At 67.8% G+C, this 19,232-nt stretch carries 21 protein-coding genes; 10 read left to right on the forward strand and 11 right to left on the reverse strand.

The genetic code is table 11. The features are described from left to right. Window positions 1–104 precede the first annotated feature (104 nt). Complete coding sequence (locus GOY17_RS08530; protein ID WP_157030047.1) at window positions 105–596, forward strand: VOC family protein; 492 nt, start codon at window positions 105–107, stop codon at window positions 594–596. Between the two features lie 222 nt (window positions 597–818). Further along, complete coding sequence (locus tag GOY17_RS08535) at window positions 819–2,840, forward strand: M13 family metallopeptidase (protein ID WP_157030048.1); 2,022 nt, start codon at window positions 819–821, stop codon at window positions 2,838–2,840. Window positions 2,841–2,871: 31 nt separating this feature from the next. Here GOY17_RS08535 and GOY17_RS08540 read toward each other — a convergent pair whose 3' ends face one another. The 3 genes from GOY17_RS08540 to GOY17_RS08550 form a co-directional block, all read right to left on the reverse strand. Continuing rightward, the gene (locus GOY17_RS08540; protein ID WP_157030049.1) at window positions 2,872–4,062 is read right to left on the reverse strand and encodes a BaiN/RdsA family NAD(P)/FAD-dependent oxidoreductase; all 1,191 of its coding nucleotides are present in this window, start codon (window positions 4,060–4,062) and stop codon (window positions 2,872–2,874) included. Window positions 4,063–4,066: 4 nt separating this feature from the next. Next, window positions 4,067–4,624, reverse strand: a complete 558-nt coding sequence (locus tag GOY17_RS08545) for a YaeQ family protein (RefSeq protein ID WP_157030050.1) — start codon at window positions 4,622–4,624, stop codon at window positions 4,067–4,069. A gap of 74 nt (window positions 4,625–4,698) precedes the next feature. Beyond that, the gene (locus GOY17_RS08550; protein WP_157030051.1) at window positions 4,699–5,064 is read right to left on the reverse strand and encodes a response regulator; all 366 of its coding nucleotides are present in this window, start codon (window positions 5,062–5,064) and stop codon (window positions 4,699–4,701) included. Window positions 5,065–5,337: 273 nt separating this feature from the next. Between GOY17_RS08550 and GOY17_RS08555 the strand changes: the two genes are divergently transcribed. Both GOY17_RS08555 and GOY17_RS08560 read left to right on the forward strand, forming a co-directional pair. Beyond that, window positions 5,338–5,538, forward strand: a complete 201-nt coding sequence (locus GOY17_RS08555) for a hypothetical protein (RefSeq protein WP_147298604.1) — start codon at window positions 5,338–5,340, stop codon at window positions 5,536–5,538. A 29-nt stretch (window positions 5,539–5,567) separates the two neighbouring features. Beyond that, window positions 5,568–5,777, forward strand: a complete 210-nt coding sequence (locus tag GOY17_RS08560; protein WP_157030052.1) for a hypothetical protein — start codon at window positions 5,568–5,570, stop codon at window positions 5,775–5,777. 6 nt (window positions 5,778–5,783) lie between these two features. Here the strand turns inward: GOY17_RS08560 and GOY17_RS08565 are convergent, their stop codons facing one another. Beyond that, window positions 5,784–6,224 carry an EF-hand domain-containing protein gene (locus GOY17_RS08565; RefSeq protein WP_157030053.1) on the reverse strand — a complete coding sequence of 147 codons (441 nt, stop codon included), beginning with the start codon at window positions 6,222–6,224 and terminating at the stop codon, window positions 5,784–5,786. A gap of 181 nt (window positions 6,225–6,405) precedes the next feature. On the opposite strand from GOY17_RS08565, the gene GOY17_RS08570 reads away from it, so the two are divergent. Then, window positions 6,406–7,725, forward strand: a complete 1,320-nt coding sequence (locus GOY17_RS08570) for a hypothetical protein (protein WP_157030054.1) — start codon at window positions 6,406–6,408, stop codon at window positions 7,723–7,725. An 80-nt stretch (window positions 7,726–7,805) separates the two neighbouring features. Beyond that, window positions 7,806–7,985, forward strand: a complete 180-nt coding sequence (locus GOY17_RS08575) for a DUF3606 domain-containing protein (RefSeq protein ID WP_115842123.1) — start codon at window positions 7,806–7,808, stop codon at window positions 7,983–7,985. A 30-nt stretch (window positions 7,986–8,015) separates the two neighbouring features. Here the strand turns inward: GOY17_RS08575 and GOY17_RS08580 are convergent, their stop codons facing one another. Next, window positions 8,016–8,225, reverse strand: coding sequence for a hypothetical protein (locus tag GOY17_RS08580; RefSeq protein WP_115842124.1), 210 nt, complete (start codon window positions 8,223–8,225; stop codon window positions 8,016–8,018). Between the two features lie 143 nt (window positions 8,226–8,368). Between GOY17_RS08580 and GOY17_RS08585 the strand changes: the two genes are divergently transcribed. From GOY17_RS08585 to GOY17_RS08600, 4 genes are all read left to right on the forward strand, one after another. Continuing rightward, on the forward strand, window positions 8,369–8,863 hold the full coding sequence (locus GOY17_RS08585; RefSeq protein ID WP_157030055.1) for a YaiI/YqxD family protein: 495 nt from the start codon (window positions 8,369–8,371) through the stop codon (window positions 8,861–8,863). 94 nt (window positions 8,864–8,957) lie between these two features. Next, window positions 8,958–9,959 carry a sensor histidine kinase gene (locus tag GOY17_RS08590; RefSeq protein ID WP_157030056.1) on the forward strand — a complete coding sequence of 334 codons (1,002 nt, stop codon included), beginning with the start codon at window positions 8,958–8,960 and terminating at the stop codon, window positions 9,957–9,959. 13 nt (window positions 9,960–9,972) lie between these two features. Further along, window positions 9,973–10,335 carry a response regulator gene (locus GOY17_RS08595; RefSeq protein WP_157030057.1) on the forward strand — a complete coding sequence of 121 codons (363 nt, stop codon included), beginning with the start codon at window positions 9,973–9,975 and terminating at the stop codon, window positions 10,333–10,335. 42 nt (window positions 10,336–10,377) lie between these two features. Then, complete coding sequence (locus GOY17_RS08600) at window positions 10,378–13,002, forward strand: excinuclease ABC subunit UvrA (RefSeq protein ID WP_157030058.1); 2,625 nt, start codon at window positions 10,378–10,380, stop codon at window positions 13,000–13,002. An 11-nt stretch (window positions 13,003–13,013) separates the two neighbouring features. Here GOY17_RS08600 and GOY17_RS08605 read toward each other — a convergent pair whose 3' ends face one another. Genes GOY17_RS08605 through GOY17_RS08630 form a run of 6 tightly spaced genes read right to left on the reverse strand, consistent with a single transcriptional unit; the run spans window position 13,014 to window position 19,050 of the window. Beyond that, window positions 13,014–13,391, reverse strand: coding sequence for a Na+/H+ antiporter subunit G (locus tag GOY17_RS08605; protein ID WP_157030059.1), 378 nt, complete (start codon window positions 13,389–13,391; stop codon window positions 13,014–13,016). Beyond that, window positions 13,388–13,666: a K+/H+ antiporter subunit F gene (locus GOY17_RS08610; RefSeq protein WP_115842128.1), complete on the reverse strand. Its 279-nt coding sequence runs from the start codon at window positions 13,664–13,666 to the stop codon at window positions 13,388–13,390. Before GOY17_RS08610 ends, GOY17_RS08605 begins: the two co-directional genes overlap by 4 nt. After that, window positions 13,663–14,157 carry a Na+/H+ antiporter subunit E gene (locus GOY17_RS08615; protein WP_157030060.1) on the reverse strand — a complete coding sequence of 165 codons (495 nt, stop codon included), beginning with the start codon at window positions 14,155–14,157 and terminating at the stop codon, window positions 13,663–13,665. The genes GOY17_RS08610 and GOY17_RS08615 overlap by 4 nt, the downstream gene beginning before the upstream one ends. After that, entirely contained in the window at window positions 14,154–15,794 is a 1,641-nt protein-coding gene (locus GOY17_RS08620; RefSeq protein WP_157030061.1) for a monovalent cation/H+ antiporter subunit D, read from the reverse strand. The genes GOY17_RS08615 and GOY17_RS08620 overlap by 4 nt, the downstream gene beginning before the upstream one ends. Continuing rightward, window positions 15,791–16,135, reverse strand: a complete 345-nt coding sequence (locus GOY17_RS08625; RefSeq protein ID WP_115842131.1) for a Na+/H+ antiporter subunit C — start codon at window positions 16,133–16,135, stop codon at window positions 15,791–15,793. Before GOY17_RS08625 ends, GOY17_RS08620 begins: the two co-directional genes overlap by 4 nt. Beyond that, a complete protein-coding gene (locus tag GOY17_RS08630) occupies window positions 16,135–19,050 on the reverse strand; it encodes a monovalent cation/H+ antiporter subunit A (protein ID WP_198173867.1) in 2,916 nt (971 codons plus the stop codon). The genes GOY17_RS08625 and GOY17_RS08630 overlap by 1 nt, the downstream gene beginning before the upstream one ends. Window positions 19,051–19,232 lie beyond the last annotated feature (182 nt).

Consider the following 19,232-nt stretch of genomic DNA (forward strand, 5'->3'; position numbering starts at 1 on the left):
GGGGGGCGGTTGCGTTCCCGCGAAATGTCATCCCGTGCTCACGGCGTGGGGCGCCCGCGATGGTAACGTCCGCGGTTCACGTCCCTGGCTCAAGGAGAACCCGGATGGTCAGCAAGCCGATCCCGAAGAACACCGTCTGCCTCTGGTACGACGGCACCGCGCTCGACGCTGCGACGTTCTACGCCAAAACCTTTCCCGACAGTTCGGTCGATGCGGTGCACCATGCGCCGGGCGATTTCCCGGACGGAAAGAAGGGCGATGTGTTGACCGTCAACTTCACGGTGATGGGCATTCCGTGCATCGGTTTGAACGGCGGGCCGACGTTCAAGCCCGACGAGGCGTTCTCGTTCCAGGTCGCCACCGACGACCAGGCTGAAACCGATCGCCTCTGGAACGCGATCGTCGGCAACGGCGGGCAGGAAAGCGCGTGCGGCTGGTGCAAGGACAAGTGGGGGCTGTCGTGGCAGATCACGCCGCGCGCATTGATCGAAGCCATCACCGATCCCGATCCGGCCGCGGCCAAGCGCGCGTTCGACGCGATGATGACCATGCACAAGATCGACATCGCGGCGATCGAGAAGGCGCGGCGGGGCTGACGCGGTCGCGGGCATTCCCGCGCAGGCGGGAATCCACCCCTGCGAACATCATGCTCGACGGAAGCCGTGATGCCCGCACGCTTGGATCCCCGCCTTCGCGGGGATGACGGTGGAAAGGGCGGGGATGACCGTGGGAAGGGAGGACGTGCAGGACTTCCGGCACCGGCCCAGCCCACACCGTGGCTATAGTGGCGGCACCCACCCAGACCCAGGGGCGTTGCCGTGGTCCGATCCAGCCTTCCGCTCGTCGCCTTGCTCGCAGCCGCCACCACCGCCTCGGCCGGTGCCGTCCACGGGATCCATCCCGAGGACATCAACCGCAACGGCGATGCCTGCACCGACTTCTTCGACTACGCCAACGGCGCGTGGCGCCAGCAGAACCCGATCCCGAACTACATGGATCGCTGGAGCCGGCGCTGGCAGTCCGGTGAAGTGAACAAGGAACACGTCCGCGACATCCTGACCGAGCTGTCGGCGAAGACCGATTGGCCGAAGGGCAGCGCGGGCCAGCTCGCCGGCGATTTCTACGCCGCGTGCATGGACGAATCGCGCGTGGACGCGCTCGGCAGCAAGCCGGTACAGCCGTGGCTCAACGAGATCGCGGCGATCAACGACAAGGCCGGCCTGCAGAAGGCGATCGGCCGCCTGCACGACGTGGGCGTCGCCGTGCCGTTCCAGGTCTATGCCGGCGAGGATCTGCACGATCCATCGAAGACCATCGCGCACATCTACGCCGGTGGCCTGGGCATGCCGGACCGCGATTACTACCTCAAGCCCGAGCCGCGCTTCGTCGAGGCGCGCGCGAAATACCTCGCGCACGTGGCGAAGATGTTCGAGCTGTCCGGCGTTCCCGCCGCGCAGGCGAGGCAGGATGCCGACACCGTGTTCGCCTTCGAAAAACGCCTGGCCGAGGCGTCGTTCGACAATGTCCAGCTGCGCGATCCGAAGCTGCAGGACAACGCGACCGCGTTCGCCGGCCTGTCGAAGCTCGCGCCGCATTTCGACTGGAACGCGTACTTCGACGCCGCGAAGATGCCGCGCAACGCGTTGAACGTGACGCAGCCGAAGTTCGTGCAGCAGGTCGACAGGGAACTGGCGACCACGCCGCTTCCGCAGTGGAAGACCTACCTGCAGTGGCACGTGCTGAACACCGCCGCCGATTCGCTGTCGCAGCCGTTCGTCGAGGAGAACTTCGCCTTCAACGGCAAGTTCCTTACCGGCGCGACCGAGATCAAGCCGCGCTGGAAGCGTTGCGCCGAAGCCACCGACAACCAGCTCGGCGAAGCGCTCGGGCAGAAGTACGTCGAGAAATACTTCCCGCCGGAAGCCAAGGCGCGCATGCAGGAGATGGTGAAGAACATCCTGCTGGCGATGGACGACACCATCAACGAACTGGACTGGATGGATCCGGCGACGAAGAAGAAGGCGCTGGAGAAGCGCGCGACCTTCTTCCCGAAGCTGGGGTATCCTGACAAGTTCAAGACCTACGACGGCGTGGTCGTCTCGCGCGATTCGGCATGGGACAACGTCGTCGCCGCATCGCGCTGGAATGTCGCCGACAACCGCAGCCAGATCGGCAAGCCGACCGACCGCAGCCGCTGGGGCATGACGCCGCCGACGTCGAATGCGTACTACAACCCGCTGCAGAACGAGATCGTGTTCCCGGCGGGCATCCTGCAGCCGCCGGCGTTCGACGTGAACGCCACCGACGCGGTGAACTACGGCGCCATCGGTGTCGTCATCGGGCATGAAATCAGCCACGGCTTCGACGACCAGGGCGCGCAGTTCGATGCGCAGGGCCGCCTCGCGAACTGGTGGACGCCGGCCGACAACAAGAAGTTCGAAGCGAAGGGCGAGTGCGTGGTGAAGCAGTTCGAGGGCTATTTCATCGAACCGGGCGTGCACCACAACGGCAAGCTGGTGCTGGGCGAATCCATCGGCGATCTCGCCGGCGCAAAGATCGCCTTCCGCGCGTACCAGAAGTCGCGCGAAGGCAAGGGGCCGGAGCCGACGCTCGACGGTTTCACGCCCGAGCAGCAGTTCTTCCTCGCATGGGGCCAGTGGCGCGGCGATGAAACGCGCGTGGAAACGCAGCGCACGATGGTGCAGGGCGACCCGCATCCCATCGCGAAGTACCGCGTGAACGGGCCGCTGTCGAATTTGCCGGCGTTCCGCGAAGCGTTCCAGTGCAAGGCCGATGCGGCGATGGTGCGGCCGGAGGCGGATCGCTGCGAAGTGTGGTGAGCGCAGCGTTGCGCGGTGTGGGCGCGAACGCCTACACCGCGTTGCCGGCGGCGTGGCCCGAGGCCCACGCCCACTGGAAGTTGTAGCCGCCGAGCCAGCCGGTGACGTCGACGACCTCGCCGATGAAGTACAGGCCCGGCACGCGCCTGGATTGCATCGTGCTCGACGACACTTCGTCGGTATCGACGCCGCCGAGCGTCACTTCCGCGGTCCGATAGCCCTCGGTGCCGCTGGCGACGAGCGCCCAGTCGGACAGCACGGCGGCGATCTCGCGCAGCTGCGGCGCGTTGTACTGCTTCATCGGTCGGCTGGTCAGCCAGTGCTCGCACAGGCGTTGCGCGAAACGTTTGGGCATCACCTCGCCGAGCATCGTCTTCAGCTCGGCGGCGGGGCGCTCGCGCTGCCATTGCTGCAGGGTTTCCAGCGCATCGTGGCCGGGCAGCAGGTCGAGTCGCAGGTCGTCGCCGGGCTGCCAGAACGACGAGATCTGCAGGATCGACGGCCCGCTGACGCCGCGATGCGTCACCAGCATGAAATTGCTGAAACTCGCGCCGTTGCACCGCGCGGTGACCGGCAACGCGACGCCGGACAGATCGGCGAGTCGTTCCTGGTGCTTGCCGCTCAGCGTCAGCGGCACCAGCCCCGCGCGCGTGGGCAGCACCGCATGGCCGAACTGGCGCGCGAGTTCGTAACCGAAGCCGGTCGCGCCCATGCTCGGGATCGACAACCCGCCGCTCGCGACGACCAGCGATGGCGCGGAGAAATTCCCGCGCGTGGTGTGCACGCGGAAGCGCGCCTCGTCGCTGTCGCCGTGCCCCAGTTTCTCGATGCTGCAGCTGGTTTCCACGCGAACGCCGGCCGCGGCGCATTCGTCCAGCAGCATCTTCACGATGAGCTTGGACGACTCGTCGCAGAACAGCTGCCCCAGCTCCTTCTCGTGGTACGCGATGCCGTGGCGTTCGACCATGTCGATGAAATGCCACGGCGTGTAGCGCGCCAGCGCGGATTTGCAGAAATGCGGATTCGCCGACAGGTAGTTGGCGGGCGTCGCGCCGGTGTTGGTGAAATTGCAGCGCCCGCCACCGGACATCAGGATCTTCTTGCCGACGCGGTTGGCGTGTTCGATCACCAGCACGCGCCGGCCGCGATGGCCCGCGGTCAGCGCGCACATCAAACCCGCGGCGCCACCGCCGACGATGATGACGTCGTAGTGCCCGCCCATGCCGTCAGGCGGCTTGCGCCGCCGGTGCGATGCGGATGCGCGGGCGGAAGGCGATCACGCCGTTCTCGCCCATCAGCTGCAGTTCGCCGTCCTGGATGAGCGCGTTGAAGCGCATGCTGCGTTCGATCGCCGCGCCGAGCGCTTCGACCGTGTCGGCGTCGATGTCGATGACGGTGAGGTTGGAAAGGCGCGACAACGCGACTGCGTTCTTCTCCCACCACACGTCGGCGGCGCGGCCGCCGTAGTTCACGACGACCACCTGCCGCGCGCGGCCGCAGGCCTTGCGGATGCGCGATTCGTCGGGCTGGCCCAGATCGATCCACTGCTCGATGTCGCCGGTGTAGTCGCGGCGCCAGAGGTCGGGCTCTTCCTCGTTGCTCAGGCCCCTGCCGAATTCCAGCCGTTCGCTGGCGAACAGTGCGAATGCGACCAGGCGCACCATCAGCCGCTCGTCGGTCTCCGACGGATGCTGGGCGAGGGTGAGCGGGTAGGTCGCGTAGTGATGCCGGTCGAGGTCGCTGACTTGCAGCTCGGCCTTGACCACGGTCGCCTTGAGCGCCATGTGCGGTTGCCTTGGGCGAAAAACGGAGCCGGCATTCTAGGCGTTTGTCGCCTCCGCTGCCGGCGTCGCCTCGATCAGCGCCCCAGCCGCGCCGGGCCGCATACGAACGCGGCGATGTCCTCGAAGCGGTACGGCTTCTGGAAGACCGGCATGTCGGCGGGCGCGCGGCATTGCGTCGCGTCGTAGCCGGTCGCCAGCACGATGGGGAATCCGGGACGCATCTGCCGGATCCGGCGCGCGAGTTCCACGCCGTCGATCCCCCCGGGAAGTTCGACGTCGATCACCGCGCAGTCGAAAGGCGTCCGTTCGAACAGTTCCAATGCCGACTTCGCATCGGGCACCGGATGCACGCGCATTCCGACGTCGCCCAGTGCGTCCACCGCCGATTGCGCGAGCAGGTAGTTGTCTTCGACGAACAACATCGAGCACGAGCAACGCATGGCTGGTCACCTCGTCTCGCAGCTCCCCTCCCGCGATCCTAGCGACCGATGTTGTCGGAAATGCGTCGGAAAAATGTGGAGTCCCGGTGATACCGGCCGCGAGTGTGAAGGCGCATGGCTGGCTTCACACGGAACGTGCGTTTGCTCCATTACGTTCTTGCCGACTGCACAGGGAGCAGCGCAACCATGAACCTCACCATTCAGTGCCTTCCGCCAGGTTGGCGCCTCGAAGCATTGCCTCCGTCGCGCGACAGGCGCGAATGCGGCCTCCGATTGACCAGTCCCCACGGACAGGAAATCACCTTCGTCCACAAGCCCTTCCAGTTCGCGTGCGAGATCACGCGCGAGCTGCAGGCCGACCTGTTCGCGGCGCAGCACGTGCGCGAGCAGGGCGATCCGACGCTTCGCATCGCACGGCCCGAGCAGATCGCCGAGGACGTACGCGCGGGCGAAATCCTCAACAACCGGCTGTGAGCCTGGACGGAGATCCAATGGAGTCGACCATGAACGAAGTCCTGCGCACGTTGCCCCCGGACTGGCGAATGGAAGTGCATGGCCCGTCCTGTGGATGGCCGAGCTGCACGCTCATCATCACCAGCCCGCAGGGCCTGCAGATCCGGTTCGTGCATCGTCCCGACGAGGGCGCGCGCAAGCTCACCGAACAGCTGCAGCAGGCGATGGGCTATCGCCAGGACGTGTCCAGCTGGGGCTGAGCGGCGTCAGGGGCGTACGCGGGCGCCGACGCCGGCCTTCATTTCATCGAAGTCCAGGCCGCCGTCGGCGTTGCGGTCGAGCCAGCTGAAGCGCATCTCGAGCGCGCGGCGCAGTTCGGCGTCGTCGAGCTGGCCATCGCGGTCCAGGTCGACCGCGATCATCCGTTCCGGCGCGGTCGGCGCATCGGCCGGCTGCGGCCCGATCGCGGCCTGCAATTCGTCGGCGGACAGCAACTGGTCGCGGTTGCGGTCCGCCGTCTCGAACACGACGTCGCTGTCGTACTCGTACTTGCTCAGGACGCCGTCCCGGTTCGCATCGAGGAATTCGAAGCGCGTCCTCGCGAAGTCGTCCCTGGCCGCGTTCGCGGTGTCGAGCGGCGCGCAAAGCGCCGACCCGGAGAGTCCAACGCCCAGCAGAAGCACGGTCAGCGGCTGGCGACAGGTCACGGCGAATTCCCCCTGGTGAGTTCAGCTGAAGCAACGCAGCGGGGGCGGCAATTCGGACAGGGCGGGGCGCGCAGGACCTGTCCGGCCAGCGAGCTGCGCTAAGCTCCGCGGACGGGGAAGGGGAAACGAGATGGACTTCAGGCGTGTGGCGCGCGTGGTGGCGTGGACGGTAGGAGCGGCCGTGGTCCTGCTGATCGGGCTTTGGCTGGTCGTGATCGCGATCAACTGGCGCGACGAAGCGCCATCGGCCGACGCCCTCAGGCTGCAGCGTTCGATCGATGAACGCCCCGCCGTCGCCGATGCCGCCAATGCCTACGTGCTGCTGCTGGGCCTCGGGATCAGCAGGGACGAGGATCCGCTCGCGTGGGGCGTGAGGCGCAAGGCGTTCCTCGACGACTTCCCGTCTGGCGCGGTGGGCGAGGATGCCTTGGCGTTGCCGGGTCCTGATCACGACTTTGCACGGGACCGGACCGAGGCAACGAAGACATTGATGGAGGCGTGCCGCGATGCGGACCGCGCGTGCCTCTCGCGCCTGGATGCGCACCCGGAACATGTGGACGCCTGGCTCGCGTCTGAAAACTGGCTGCTGGATCGCTATCTCGCGTTGATCGGCCTGACGCAGTGGCGCGAAACCGTTCCGTCGGACGTGCGCGCTCCCTTTCCACCCTACATGCCGGCGCTGGACGCGCAGCGCCTGCTCCTGATGAAGGCGTGGCGGCATGCGGGCCGCGGGGAGGCCGCAGCGGCGCGCGAGCTGTTGCAGCGGGACCTGACCTTCTGGCGCATGGCGCTGCGCTCGTCCGACATCCTCATTTCGAAGATGATCGCGACGGCGGCGATACGGCGCCATTTCGCGATGGGGAACCTGGTGCTTCGGGAGCTGGACGCGCTCGGTGTGGACTCGACACCGCCCGAGTCGTGGAGCGAGCCCATCGATCGCGAGGAACGGTCCATGCGCCGCCCGTTTGCCGGCGAATGGCTTTTTTCGAAGAGCGCCGTGGCCGTTTCGGGAGACACCCGCGACAGTGACTCGTTCTTCGGACATGCGGCGTACGACTGGGCGTTTTCGCCGTTCTTCCAGCCCCAGGCCACCAACAACCTGATCGCGGCCAACATGACGCATCTCATCGATGGTCTGGATGTCGAGCTCGACGAGCTGCCCTGCGCACTCAAGTCGATGACGGATCCGCCCCACGGAGGCGGGTTTCCGGGCCTGTACAACCCCGTGGGGAACATCCTCAGCCAGATCGGTTATCCGATGTATGCGCCGTATGCGGCACGCGTCGGCGATCTGGAGGGCATTCGTCGGGTCGTACTCCTCGCGAGCCGGCTACGGGAAGAAGGACGTGGCGGCGACGTCGACCTGCCGGAACGCATCTCCGCGGCGGCGTTCCGGGATCCATACGACGACGCTCCATTCGGATGGGATGCGAAGACGCAAAGCATCGTTTTCCGCGGCCTGGAGCCGGCTCCTCGCGGACGTCATGCCGTGCTGCTCTGAGCGTCGACCAAGAGCACACGTTTGTCCTCGCGCTCACGGCCGACCCCATACGCTGGCGACTCCCCCACCGGAGGTACGCCATGAGCGACAGCACGAACACGCGCGGGGAGCCGGACCGCTCCCGCATCAACGTCCATCAGGAACACGAGGTCCGCTACTGGACGCAGGCGCTGGACGTCACCGAGGAAGAGCTCCGCGCCGCGGTCGAGGCGGTGGGACCGGTGGCGGCCAAGGTGCGCGAGTACTTCCAGCGCGGCTGAACGCGGGCACGTAGCCCGCGTTCGATTGCATCACGCCGCCGCGGCGGACTGCGTCGTGCCGAGCGCTTCGGCGAGCTGCCGGGTGACCTCGCATTCGACCTGGTACGGACGCGCGAGGTACTCGACGACCTCGCCGTTCGGGCTGGTGATGCGGATCGCGCAATCCTCGAAGCGCGTAGAGGTCGGGCTGCGCGCTTCGATGCGCCAGCCGGCGGGAAGGGTCTGAGCGGGAAGATCCATACGCGTGCATTGTGGTTCGGGGGAGCGGTGACGCTAGCCAGCGCGGTGCATTTGCCACGTGATGTGCTGAGCGGAATGTTCAGACAACCGCCGCCGGATCGGTCAAGCTGGCCGCCGTTTCCATGCCCACCACGAATGCGCCGATGAGCGAGTCCGACATTCCGCAGCCGCAGGTCTGGGTCGATGCCGATGCGTGCCCCGGCGTGATCAAGGACATCCTGTTCCGTGCGGCGGAGCGTGCGCAGGTCCAGGTCACGCTCGTGGCGAACCAGTGGATCCGCTGCCCGTCGTCGCGGTTCATCCGCTCGTTGCAGGTGCAGGGCGGGTTCGACGTGGCCGACAGCGAGATCGTCGAGCGCATGCAGGCCGGCGACCTGGTGGTGACGCAGGACATCCCGCTGGCGGCGCGCGTGATCGAGAAGGGCGGCGTGGCCGTGAATCCACGCGGCGAACGCTACAGCCCCGAGAACATGGCCGAGCGCCTGTCGATGCGCAATTTCATGGAGGAACTGCGTGGTGCCGGCGTGCAGACCGGCGGCCCGCCGGCGTTCCATGCGCGGGACCGGCAGGCCTTCGCGAACCAGCTGGACCGATGGCTCGCGCAGCGTCCGAAACCGCGCGGCACGACACCGGGCTGACCGCTCGCGCCGCCCGCAGCACGGACGCGACCGCCATCACGACCACGCCCGCGCCTTCACGGTGAATGGGCCGCTGCATGCGATCCTGAGGAACATGAACGACCTCGCGCACGCGTACGATCCCGCCGCCGCATCGGCGAAGCTGCGCCTTTACGAGGCGATCATGCAGGCGACGCCCGACCTGGTGTACGTCTTCGATCTCCAGCACCGCTTCATCTACGCCAACGACGCGTTGCTGACGATGTGGGGCCGCAGCTGGGACGACGCGATCGGCAGGACCTGCCTCGAACTGGGCTACGAGCCGTGGCACGCCGCCATGCACGACCGCGAGATTGAACAGGTCATCGCGACGGGCCGGCCGATCCGCGGCGACGTTCCGTTCCCGCACACGACCAAGGGCGTGCGGATCTACGACTACATCTTCACCCCCGTGTTCGATCCCGACGGGCGCGTTGAGGCCATCGCGGGCACCACGCGCGACGTGACCGAGCGGCAGGAACACGAAAAGCACATGCAGCTGATGGTCAACGAGCTCAACCACCGCGTGAAGAACACGCTGGCGATGGTGCAGTCGCTCGTGTTCCAGACGCTGGACGGCGCGCCGGATCCGGATGAAGCGCGGGAGAAGATCGAATCCCGCCTGCTGGCGTTGTCGGATGCGCACAACATCCTCACGCGCGAGAACTGGCAGGGCGCGGACATCGCCGACATCGTGGAAGGCGCCGCCAGCCTGTTCCAGCAGCGTGCGGGCGAACGGTTCGACATCACGGGCCCGACCGCCATCCTCGAACCACGGCGGACCGTGGCGCTGGCGATGGCGTTGCACGAACTCTGCACCAACGCGATCAAGCACGGCGCGTTGTCGGTGCCGGGCGGGCGCGTCGGCATCCAGTGGGAGTTCGATGCGACGCGTAGCGCCGTGCAGCTGCACTGGAAGGAGACGGGTGGCCCGGAGGTCACGCCTCCAACGCAGTTCGGCTTCGGCTCGACGCTGCTTCGACGCGGCCTGAAGCACGATCTGGGCGGCGAGGCGACGCTGGCATTCGAACGCGATGGGCTGCGATGCGACATCGTCATTCCCTTCACGAGTCCATAGAGTGCAGGCCGCGATGGAATTGCGCGTACTGATCGTCGAGGACGAGTTCCTCATCGCCTCGATGCTGGAAGCCCACCTGGTGCGGCTGGGCTACACGGTGCCGCCGATCGCCGCGACGGTGGAGGAGGCGCTGTCGATCCTCGAACAGAACGAGATCCACCTCGCCGTGGTCGACATCAACCTCGCCGGCACGGCCTCGTATCCCGTCGCCGACGCGCTCAAGGCGCGCAGCATCCCGTTCGTGTTCACCACCGGCTACGGCCAATCGGGTCTGCCGGAGCCGTACCGCGCATTTCCGATCGTGCAGAAGCCGTACCGCATATCGCGGCTGGAGCCGATCCTGCGCGGCCTGCTTCCCGAGATGTCGACGCCGTAACCGTCACCGTGCGTCGGCACGCCTCCGTGTCCAATCCGGTCCATGGCCAGACGCGACCGCGACACCCATGGCACCGACGCCTTCGTGCGTGTTCGCGGCGCACGCGAACACAACCTGCGCGAGGTCGACGTCGACATACCCCGTGACGCGCTGGTGGTGTTTTCGGGCGTATCGGGCTCGGGCAAGTCGTCGCTGGCCTTCGGCACGCTGTACGCCGAGGCGCAGCGGCGTTACCTCGAATCGCTGTCGCCGTACGCGCGGCGCCTGATCGACCAGGTCGGCGTGCCCGACGTGGATGCCATCGAAGGCCTGCCGCCGGCCGTCGCGCTGCAACAGCAGCGTGGTACCCCGAACGTGCGCTCGACCGTGGGCAGCATCACGACGCTGTCGAGCCTGCTTCGCATGCTGTACTCGCGCGCCGGCACGTATCCGCCGAAGCAGCCGATGCTGTTCGCGGAGGATTTCTCGCCCAACACGCCGCAGGGCGCGTGTCCGAACTGCCACGGCCTGGGCAGCGTGTACGACGTCACCGAGCAGTCGATGGTGCCCGATCCCTCGCTCAGCATCCGCGACCGGGCGATCGCGTCCTGGCCGCCGGCGTGGCATGGGCAGAACCTGCGCGACATCCTGGTGACGCTCGGCTACGACGTCGATGTCCCGTGGTCGCAGCTGCCGAAGAAGGACCGCGACTGGATCCTCTTCACCGAGGAAACGCCGACGGTGCCGGTGTATCCCGGCTTCACGCCCGCGCAGACGCGCACGGCGCTCAAGCGCAAGACCGAGCCGGCGTACATGGGCACCTTCACCGGCGCGCGTCGCTACGTGCTGCACACCTTCGCGACCACGCAGAGTGCGCTGATGAAGAAGCGCGTGTCGCGCTTCATGACCGGCGCGCCGTGCCCGGTGTGCGGCGGACGACGCCTCAAGCGCGAGGCGCTGTCGGTGACCTTCGCCGGCCTGGACATCGGCACGCTGTCGCAGCTGTCGCTCGATCGCATCGCGCAGACCTTGAAGCCCGCCGCGGAAGGCCACTTCGAGGCGTCGACGAATACGCGCACGCGCAGTCGCGCGGCGAGCCGGAAGGATGTCGAAACGCGCGTCGCATCGGGAGGCTCGGCGCATGCCGGAAGCTCCGACGTACGCCGCACGCCCGATCTGTCCGAGGAAAAGCGCATCGCCGCGCAGCGCATCGCGCACGACCTCATCGAACGCATCGGCGCACTGCAGGCATTGGGGCTCGGCTACCTTGCGCTGGATCGACCGACGCCGACGCTGTCGCCCGGCGAGCTGCAGCGGCTGCGTCTGGCGACGCAGATCCGCTCGAACCTGTTCGGCGTGGTGTACGTGCTCGACGAACCGTCGGCCGGGCTGCATCCGGCCGACAGCGAGGCGCTGTACGACGCGCTCGACCAGCTCAAGGGCACGGGCAACACGCTGTTCGTCGTCGAACACGACCTCGACCTGATGCAGCGCGCCGACTGGCTGGTCGATGTCGGCCCCGGCGCGGGGCAGCATGGCGGCAAGGTGCTCTACAGCGGTCCGCCGAAGGGGCTCGCGAACGTCGAGTCGTCGATGACGCGTCGCTACCTGTTCGACGCGCACGCCGTGCGACGCACGCCACGCACGCCCACGCGCTGGCTCGAACTGCGCGGCGTGCATCGCAACAACCTGCACGGCGTGGACGCGCGATTCCCCATCGGTGCGTTCACGTCCGTCACGGGCGTGTCGGGCTCGGGCAAGTCGAGCCTGGTCAGCCAGGCGCTGGTCGAACTGGTCGGCGACCACCTCGGCCACGAACCGGCGGTGGAAGAAGGCGAGGGCGATGCGCCGTCGATGGGGCCGATCGTCCGTACGGTCGGGCGGCTAGGCGCCGGCAGCGATGCGATCCGCCGGCTGGTCAACGTCGACCAGAAACCCATCGGCCGCACGCCGCGCTCGAACCTGGCGACCTACACCGGCCTGTTCGATCACGTGCGCAAGCTGTTCGCGGCGACGAAGACCGCGAAGTCCCGGCGCTACAGCGCCGGGCGGTTCTCCTTCAACGTCGCGCAGGGGCGTTGCGAGACCTGCGAGGGCGAAGGTTTCGTCAGCGTCGAACTGCTGTTCATGCCGAGCGTCTACGCGCCGTGCCCGACCTGTCACGGCAGCCGCTACAACGCGAAGACGCTCGAAGTCGAATGGAACGGACGCAACATCGCGCAGGTGCTGGCGATGACGGTCGACGAGGCGCGGACGTTCTTCAAGGCCGAGAGCGTCGTCGAGCGGCCGCTGACCTTGTTGCACGAAATCGGCTTGGGCTACCTGCGGCTGGGCCAGCCGGCCACGGAGCTGTCGGGCGGCGAGGCGCAGCGCATCAAGCTCGCCTCCGAACTCCAGCGCAGCCAGCGCGGCGACACGCTGTACGTGCTCGACGAGCCGACGACGGGCCTGCACGCGGCGGACGTCGACAAGTTGATGGCGCAGCTGCACGGGCTGGTCGATGCGGGCAACACGGTCGTCGTCATCGAGCACGAAATGCGGGTCGTCGCCGACAGCGACTGGGTGATCGACATGGGCCCGGGCGCGGGCGAGGAGGGCGGACGCATCGTCGCCGCCGGCACGCCCGACGAGGTGAGCCGCGCGAAGGACAGCCGCACGGCGCCGTACCTGCGGAAGTCGCTGGGGTAGCGGTTCGGCGCTCAGGGCGCCGGTCGTTCCCCGCTCGCCGACGAGTCGGATGCTCCCAGCGTCGGAGGCGTATCCGCCGTGCCTGCAAGCCGTCGGCGGAACAGCGCTACGCGCGCGAGCAGCAGCGTCGTGACGGGAACGGTGATCGCCAGGAACACCGGAATCAGCAGCGGATGCAGCGCCAGACGCCCCTCGAGCGCCGAGAAATACAGCACGCCCGCCAGCGCCACGCACCAGCTGCCGATCGTGTAGGTCAGTGCCGGCGGATGCATGCGCAGGAAAAATCCGGGCAGCCGCAGGAACCCCAGCGCGCCGATCACCACGAACACGCCGCTGCAGACCAGCAGCGCAGCGACGACGATCTGGAGCCAGAACGGCACGTCGTTCATTCGATCACCTCCCCGCGCAGGATGAACTTCGCCATGCCCGCCGAGCTGACGAAGCCGAACAGCGCGATCAGCAGCGCGACTTCGAAGTAGAGGTCGCTCTGGTGGAAGATGCCGATCACCAGCACCACCAGCATCGCCTGCATGTACAGCAGGTCCAGCGCGAAGACGCGGTCCTGTGCGCGCGGACCGCGAAGCAGCCGCACCAGCACCATCAGCGATGCCAGCGTGTAGCAGCCCAGCGTGAAGGCGATGGCGTAGAACAGCAGCGTGCTCATTCAAAGATCTCCCGGAGCGGCGCCTCGTAACGCGTCTTGAAGCGGGCGACGAAGTCGGCCTCGTCCGGCGCGTCCCACACGTGCAGTAGCATCGCGCTGCGATCGACCGCCAGTTCCGACCACACCGTGCCCGGCACGACGGTGGTCACCATCGACAGCACGGCCAGTCCGACCGGATCGCGCAGGTCCAGCGGGATCACGACGAAACGGTGCGCCGGCCGATGCCAGCGCCACCGCACCACGCCCCACGCGACGACGAGGTTGGAATGCACGACATCGCCGCAGATGAGCAGCGTGTAGCGAAGGATCGCGAACGGATGGCGCGCGCGCGACGGCGGCCAGAAGCTGGACACCAGCACCGGCACGCCGATCGCGACGATCAGGCCGAGCACGAGCTGCCCGGCGCTCGCGCTGCGCGCCAGCAGGAGCCAGATCGCGAGCAACGCGACCGACAGCGCGGGCGAGGGCAGGAGGCGTCGAAGGACGGTCATGGCGTCTCGACCTGCGGGTATTCGGGCTTGGTCGGGCCCGGGCGCGGCGGCGTGCCGAACACCGCGTCCACGTACGGGCGCGGCGCGTGCAGGTACGTCGCCGTAGCCGTCGTGTAGCGCAGCACCGGATCGGCGAAGACCGTCAGCGCCACGCACGCACCGAGCAGGACCAGCACGGCGCCGCTCTCGACGACCTTCAGCCGCGGCGCGAAGCGGCCGCCGCTCGCCCAGAAGTGGCGGATGCCCGCGCGCACCAGCGAGATCGTCGTGAACAGGCTGGAGCACAGCAGCAGCGTCATCAGGATCCACGTCGAACCGGAGGCCGGGTGCGCCTGGTCGCCGACGATCGCCGTCAGGATCGCGGCCTTCGACAGGAATCCCGACAACGGCGGCAGTCCCGCGACCAGCAGCGAACACGCCATGAAGGCCAGGCCCAGCGCCGCGACGGACACGGGGAATGCCCGCCCGACCAGCGGCAACTGTTCGTCGTCGAGGTTGTCGTCCTCGTCCGGCATCGCGTCGTAGACGGGACGCTGCGCGTGTCGTTCCGAACGCGTGCGCTGCACCGGTTCGACCATCAGGAACAGCGCGCTCACCGCGAAGGTCGAACTGACGAGGTAGAACAACGCAGCGGCCGCGGCCGCGATCGAACCGGTGGCGAAGGAGGCCATCAGCGTTCCGGACGTGACGATCACCGAGAACGCGGCGATGCGGTCCAGACGGATCGACGCGAGGACGCCAATGGCGCCGAACGCCAGCGTCGCAAGGCCCGCCGCCAGCAGCAACGGTCCGCCGAACTGCGTGGACGCGCCGTCCACCGCGGGGAACAGCAGCATCCACAGCCGCAGCACCGCGTACACGCCGACCTTCGTCATCAGTACGAACAGCGCCGCGACCGGCGTGCTCGCCGCCGTGTACGCCGGCACCAGCCACGCGTTGAGCGGCCACACCGCTGCCTTGATCAGGAACGCCATCGCGAGGATCGCCGCGCCCGCGTGCAGCAGGCCGCGGTCCGACAGCGGCACCAGCGGCACCTTTGCCGCGACGTCGGCCATCGACAGGGTGCCCATCACGCCGTAGAGGATCGCCAGGCCGATCAGGAACAGCGACGACGCCAGCAGGTTGATCGCGATGTAGTGCATGCCCGAACGCACGCGCGGCCATCCCGAACCGTGCAGCTGCAGGCCGTACGACGCGGCGAGCATCACCTCGAAGAACACGAACAGGTTGAACAGGTCGCCGGTCAGGAACGCGCCGTTGATGCCCATCAGCAGGATCTGGAACAGCGGATGGAAGTACGAGCCCGTGCGCGACCAGCCCGCCGCGGCGTACAGCGACGTGCCCACGCCCACGATGCCGACGACCACGAGCATCAGCGCCGAAAGCCGGTCGGCGACCAGTGCGATGCCGAACGGCGCCGCCCAGTTCGACGTCAGGTGCACCGCGACCGCGTCCGGCCCCGTCGCGTGGTTCACGTGCCACAGGATCGCCACGGCGGCGGCGAGGCCCGCGCAGCTGGCGAAGATGTTGACGAGCGATCCACGCAGCCGGCGCGAATCGCGGATCAGCAACAGCACGGCCGCCGCCATCATTGGCAGGACGACGGGCGCGATGATCAATGCGGCGTTCGGATTCATGGCGCGTCCTGCTCGCCATCGACATGGTCGGTGCCGCTGAAGCCGCGTGCGGCCAGAAGCACCACCAGGAACAGCGCCGTCGTGGCGAACCCGATGACGATCGCCGTCAGCACCAGCGCCTGCGGCATCGGGTCGCTGTAGTTCTGCAGGTCGGCGGGCTGTCCCGGCGTCACGATCGGCGGATGGTCGATCGACAGGCTGCCCATGCTGAAGATGAACAGGTTCACCGCGTACGACAGCAGCACCAGGCCCATCACGACCTGGAACGTGCGCGGGCGCAACACCAGCCACACGCCGGCACCGCCGAGTACGCCGATCACCAGTGCGAGCAGGATTTCCATCAGGGGCGGCCTCCGGTGGTCGACGGATGCGGCGCGGGCGCCTGTTTCCGGATCGATTGATGCGCCAGCGCGGTGAGGATCAGCAACGTCGATCCGACCACGACGCCGAGCACGGCCAGGTCGAAGAACGCCGCGCTCGGCAGATGGACTTCACCGAGCACCGGCAGCGTGACGTGCGCGGTGTGCGTGGTCATGAACGGATAACCGAGCGCCACCGATCCCAGCCCGGTAAGCCCGGCGATCAGCAGCCCGATGGCGATCCACCGCGTCGGCCGCACGCGCGTGCGCGCCTCGACCCAGCGCGTGCCGGACACGATGTACTGCATCAGCAGCGCGATCGCGACGATCAGGCCGGCGACGAAGCCGCCGCCGGGTTCGTTGTGTCCGCGCAGGAAATAGTGCGCGGCGACGACCAGCGCGACCGGCATCAGCAGTCGCGCGATCACCGACGGCACCAGCAGGTAACCGCGCGCGAACGCATCGGAACGGCGCGGCTTCATCAGGTCGGTCGCGCGTTCCTGCGGCACGGCGCGTTGCTGGTCGGGTTGCGCGATGCTTTCGGCAGGCGGGCGGAAACGCCGCAGCAACGCGTACACGGTCAGCCCCACGGCGCCGAGCACCGTGATCTCGCCCATGGTGTCGAACGCGCGGAAGTCGACCAGCATGACGTTCACCACGTTGGTGCCGCCGCCACCGGGCAGCGCGTTGCCGAGGAAGAACGGCGAGATGCTCTGCGGCGCCGGCCGCGTGAGGAAGGCGAACGACAGTGTCGCCAGGCCGCCGCCGACGACGACTGCCAGCGCCAGGTCGCGCACGCGGCGCGCGCGGTCGCGCAGCGTCGCGCGTTCGCCCGGTTTCTCCATGCGCATCGGCAGCCAGCGCAGGCCGAGCAGGAACAGCATCGTGGTCACCACTTCCACCACGATCTGCGTCAGCGCCAGGTCGGGCGCGGAGAACCACGCGAACGTCAGGCACGTCACGAGCCCCGCGCCACCCATGAGCGTGATCGCGACGAGGCGGTGGTACTTCGCCGTCGCGGCCGCACCGACGGCGCAGATCATTCCGATGATCCACAACACGACGAACGCATACGACGCCGGGACGCGCGGTCGATCGCCCCAGCTCAGCGTGAAGCCGCGCGCCGCGAAGGATGCCAGCACGACGCTGGTGGCGATGACGATGAACAGCTGCGGCTGCAGGTGCCGCGTGGTGCAGGCGTTCAGCACGTCGCGGGCGCCGCGCGTGATCGCCAGCATGGTCGATTCGAACAGCTCGCGACCGTTCCAGCGCGAGATGAGCGGCGGAAGCACGAGGCGTCCGCGTTCCTGCATCGCACGCAGCCACACGTAGCCGACGATGCCGCCGCCGATGGCGACCAGGCTCATCGCCAGCGGCAGGTTGAAGCCGTGCCACAACGCGAGGCTGTACGCGGGCAGCGTGCCGCCGACGACCGGCAGCGCCGCGGCGTCGAGCACCTTGCCGATGGCGAAGGTTGGTGCGACGCCGACGATCACGCACGCGGTCACGAGGAAGAAGATCGGCATGCGCATCCAGCGCGGGGCTTCTTCGGGCGTGCGCGGAAGGTCGGTCGAGGGCGGGCCGAAAAAGATGTCGTAACCAAAGCGGAGCGAATACACGACCGCGAACAACGAGGCGACCGTCGCCAGCACCGGCAGCGTCCATTCGATGACGGGCGATGCGGACAGGAAGACCGTCTCGGAGAAGAACATCTCTTTCGACAGGAAGCCGTTGAGCAGCGGCACGCCGGCCATCGCCGCCGTGGCGATCAGCGCGAGCGCACCGGTGCGCGGCATCGAACGGATCAGGCCGTTGAGCCGGCGGAGATCGCGCGTGCCGGTCTCGTGGTCGACGATGCCCGCGGCCATGAACAGCGAGGCCTTGAACGTCGCGTGGTTCATGATGTGGAATACCGCCGCGACCGCGGCCAGCGGGCTGTTGAGGCCGAGCAGCAGCGTGATCAGGCCGAGGTGGCTGATCGTCGAGTACGCGAGCAGGCGCTTGAGGTCGTTCTGGAACATTGCCAGGTACGCGCCCAGCAGCAGCGTGATGCCGCCCGCGCCGCCGATCAGCCAGAACCATTCGTCGGTTCCCGACAGCACCGGCCAGAACCGCGCGAGCAGGAACACGCCCGCCTTCACCATCGTCGCCGAATGCAGGTAGGCCGACACCGGCGTGGGCGCCGCCATTGCACGCGGCAGCCAGAAGTGGAATGGGAACTGCGCGCTCTTGGTCAGGGCGCCGATCGCGATCAGCGCCAGCGTCGCGGGATACCACGCGTGCGCCTTGATCGTGTCGCCGGACGCGAGCACGTCGTCGAGCTGGAAGCTGCCCACGATCTGCCCCAGCAGCACGACGCCGGCGAGCAGGCACAACCCGCCGGCGCCGGTCACCACCAGCGCCATGCGCGCGCCGCGCTGCGCATCGGTGCGGTGGTACCAGTAGCCGATGAGCAGGAACGAGGCGAGGCTGGTGAGTTCCCAGAACACCACCAGCTGCAGCAGGTTGCCCGACATCACCACGCCGAGCATCGCGCCCATGAAGGCCAGCAGCATCGCGTAGAAGCGCGCGGCCGGGTCTTCCGGCGACATGTAGTAGCGCGCGTACAGGCAGACCAGCACGCCGATGACCGAGATCATCACCGCGAACATCCATGCGAATCCGTCGAGGCGGAACGCGAGATCGAGGCCGATCGACGGCATCCAGTGGATCGTCTCGTGGATCACGCCGCCGCCGCGCACCATCGGGAACGAGGTCAGCAGCACGACGGACACGACGGCCGCGATCATGCCGGCGAACGCCGCGATCAGCGTGCGCGAGCGTGTCGGCAGCACGGCGGCGAGCAGGCTGCCGATGAAGGGCAGGGCGACGAGCGCGAGGAGCGATATCGACGTCATCGGCGGTGCGCGGCGCGATCGAACGCACGTGCCGGACCGCCGGAAAGATCGGCGGCCAGCAGGGTGCGGCGCGGAGGCGTCGCACGGAAGAGGGGTTGGATCATGGCAGACCTCGCCGTCGGGTCGTCGCGGATGAACCGCGGAAGGGCCAAGGAGGTGTCAGGTCACTGTAGCCTGCGAAC

This window comes from Lysobacter soli (assembly GCF_009755585.1).
GTDB lineage: Bacteria > Pseudomonadota > Gammaproteobacteria > Xanthomonadales > Xanthomonadaceae > Lysobacter_J > Lysobacter_J soli.